A 2908-nucleotide genomic window follows, 5' to 3' on the forward strand; every position below is an offset into this window, starting at 1 on the left:
GAGCCCAAGGAGAAACTTCGCCACCACGATATGGGCGAGGAACCCAGCCGACAGCCTACCTTTTGGAACTACCTTCGCTGGTGGTGCGCCAGCTACGACCCCCTTGGTCGCCTTGCAGTTACATCCTCTCCGGTACGTCGGACGGATATGGTCGATGACCCGGACTATCACCTCGACGTCGATCTCCTCACAGCGTTCCTCTCCGAAAGGCGCATAAGGCGCACCACAGCTCCCACAGACCAACAGCTTGGAATCGGGCTCATGGATCTGTTGTACGCGTGGTAGGTGGTCATAGCTGCGTCGACCATGGCCGCGGTGCCCGAGTTGTTGACCTCTCTTGCGCCTTGGCACCTCATCAGGCTCAGGGTCGCTACTTTCTTCCAAGGCGCCTATTGGTTCTGCGTTCACATCCTGAGCCATCTTCGCCCGTTCGGAGCGACGCCCGAAAGCCTGTTTGGTTAGCTCGACGATCTTGGCTGTGAGTGCATCCACTTTGGCAGACAACTCGTCACGCTCGGACCTAAGGACGACGTTCTCGGCCTCCAGCGAAGCGATCCGCTCGTTGTCGTATTGGCGCACTGTTTTTGCCACGTAACTATAACTATCACAATTAAAGCGCCGTGTCCAGCCACCCTAGGCCACAGAGGATAGGCCAGCTACCCCAACCTTACGCCATCATCGAGTGTCTACAGCACCGCTTGTTTGACGGGATCACCGAATGTGTACCTTTATTTGTTATTTAGCGGTCGAAGGATTGAAGATCGTTGGATTTGAGGCTCCTTGTTGATGGGACTTAATTGTTGTCGATGAAGGATGGGTCCGTTATGGCCAAGATGCTCTCGTGGGATGAATCATGGATTTTGAGTTGGAAATTCCTATTAGGTGATTAGGACTCCCACCTAGGAGCCGAGGCAGCATTTCCTGGTTGTGATGGGGTAGGGCTTAGGCGCCTTTATCTTTGGTACATTTTGGTTGGTTGCCATGGTTATGATGGCTTTTTCTACTTGGGGGTCGGTGGTATCTGTGGCTTTCGCTTCTCTAGTGTTAGTAGCTCTTGGTTGAGTTCTTCGACTGCACTTGTTGGATCGTTGTGGTGCCAACCCTGTGCAATGATGATACTTTGTCGCACTCTGTTGTCTAGATGCGCTCCGTAGGCGATTGTCGTTGGTTTGACTCTGCTTGTAGATGAGATTGTGATGGTTCCTGCCTCTATAGTTGCTGCAATCATCTTTGAGAGTTCAGTAGTGGCGGTTTTTTGGGCCCCTATATAGATGAGGCGTTGTGAAGTAATATAAAAGTCTCCCTTATCCGTGGCTTCTGGGTAAGGAGTGCCCGAGACCACGTGACCCTTCGTCTTCCCGACGCGATACCGTATGGTTCGACCCCCGATCTTGGCAACTGGTACTGAGATTCCGCTCGATTTTCCTACGTATGTACTTGGTCCTTTTTTTATCTCTATGAGGCTGACGCTAGTTATTACCAAAAAGACTGTTTCTCCAGGGAGGAGGTTCAGATCATCGGGTCGTATTCCTTTTCCAGTCTTAGCCATCTCGATCGTATCTAGTAGGTCTTGGCGCTCTTCCTGCCAGATGTTGAGCTCTGCGTTGTATCGATTTAGAGCGCGTGCGAAGATCTTTTGGTCACGGATATCACTGATACGGTGGGCAATTTGACTAAATGAGGTTTGGCTTGTCTTGGGTTGTCTGCCTGCTTTAGATTTAGCTGGTGATCCTAGAGCGGTTGAATCTCCAGTTGGTTGGGCGATTTGACCAAATGAAGTTTGTGTAGAGGTAACTCTAGTTTTAACTATTACGTATACCAAAAGAATTGGCAGCGCGATAAGGGTCATTCCTAAGACGATATTAGCAATTATGAGTTTTGGCATCTTTTTGTAGTGGCGAAAGTGACCGACTATTGATGGCGACATATAAATGGATAAGAGTATTAGCCACGCTATAAGTTGAGCGGCCAGTGGATTTGAAGCAGCTGCTAAAAGCAATTTATCTCCTTTTGGAGCCTCTCTTACAAAGGAAAAATCAGCTTTGTCTCGTTATCTTCCCTAGCCCTCAGAGTCTTTGCCGGAAAATCTACTACAGTCATATATAGGGCGAGGATAGAGGAGTCATGAAAAAGGTATACCCAAGAGAACAAAAGGAACGAGTGCTGAGGAAGCTCTTAGAGCTAGGCGATGGTGGAAATGCGCAGAGGGTGCTATTACCGAGCTTTCTAATGCTGAAGGAATTCCACTCAATACGCTCTACACCTGGAACGCGTCACTGAAACGAACTGGTGCCGTTGGCAAGTTCTCAGTATCTGGGAATCCGTCGCTTACGCTCTCGTCGAAGGCAAAGTACGAGATTGTTGTTAGAACTGAATCCATGACCGAGCTCGAACTTGGTACCTACCTGCGAGAACATGGGATTCTTGCGGAGGATCTCGATAGCTGGAAGTCGGCCTGTCAAGAAGCCAATGACCGCTCTAGTATCGCTGCCAAGGAGTACCGTGCTAACTTAGCCAATGAACGAGCAAAGGTGACACTCTTAGAACGAGAACTTGCTCGTAAGGAGAAGGCACTAGCAGAAACTGCGGCTCTGGCGGTGTTGCTAAGGAAAAGCCCAGGCGTTCTGGGGGGACAGGGAAGATTGATCCCTCTCTCAGAGCGCCAACGAGCCGTAACTCTCATTGCTGAGGCCAATAGCGCTGGTGTCAACCTCTCTTGCGCAGTAAGGGAGGTGGGAATCTGCGAGAGCACCTATGAGCGTTGGAGGAAGGCAGGTGGAGTGGATGCCACCAAAGCATCACCTAAGGAGATCTCAGATGCGATCCTCGAGGATAAACGACTCACCAGGGTCTATCCAACCCCACCTAATGCCCTGAGTGATCAAGAGAGGGCCGAGATCCTAAAGGT

The 2908-nt window shown here is 50.3% G+C and carries 2 protein-coding genes and 1 pseudogene; 1 reads left to right on the forward strand and 2 read right to left on the reverse strand.

Features of this window, described 5'->3' with window-relative positions; translation table 11 throughout:
• Window positions 1–591 (reverse strand): IS66 family transposase (locus tag AXFE_RS17475; protein WP_455423345.1); only part of this gene is annotated, 591 nt, incomplete at its 3' end.
• 409 nt (window positions 592–1000) lie between these two features.
• Complete coding sequence (locus AXFE_RS17480) at window positions 1001–1999, reverse strand: hypothetical protein (RefSeq protein ID WP_052607181.1); 999 nt, start codon at window positions 1997–1999, stop codon at window positions 1001–1003.
• A 379-nt stretch (window positions 2000–2378) separates the two neighbouring features.
• Here AXFE_RS17480 and AXFE_RS17485 point away from each other — a divergent pair.
• Window positions 2379–2908, forward strand: a pseudogene (locus AXFE_RS17485) (hypothetical protein); the annotation flags it as partial.

The sequence above is a fragment of the Acidithrix ferrooxidans genome, assembly GCF_000949295.1.
Lineage (GTDB): Bacteria > Actinomycetota > Acidimicrobiia > Acidimicrobiales > Acidimicrobiaceae > Acidithrix > Acidithrix ferrooxidans.